Here is a 336-nt window from a genome sequence, read left to right on the forward strand (position 1 = left end):
ACGTGCGCGCTGTAGTGGTTAGTTCATTCGTTGCATCTTCAACTATATCTGGAATAGCATTCATTAACGTTGAAACACCAAGGCCAACAACTGTACCGTATTCAGACAATAACCCTCTTAGCTGGTTAACGTCGCCCGTTCTGACTTTTATCATGCGCTCAGCAATGCGTTGCAACGATTGAATATCTTGTTGCTCTGTCGACTTTACAGCGACAAAGCGCACTTTGGGCCTTAACGAAGCTTCTGCAATAGCCAGTGCATCGTTGGCATCATTTTTATTACCAATCACAAAGGGTTTCACAATAAATGGCGGAATAAGCTTAACTTCATGGCCCA

Annotated in this window: 1 protein-coding gene; it reads right to left on the reverse strand. The window is 43.8% G+C overall.

Annotated elements, in window-relative coordinates; genetic code table 11:
• Positions 1-336 (reverse strand): IS110 family transposase (locus CXF74_RS21820; RefSeq protein WP_157822540.1); only part of this gene is annotated, 336 nt, incomplete at both ends.

It is taken from the genome of Psychromonas sp. Urea-02u-13 (assembly GCF_002835995.1).
GTDB lineage: Bacteria > Pseudomonadota > Gammaproteobacteria > Enterobacterales > Psychromonadaceae > Psychromonas.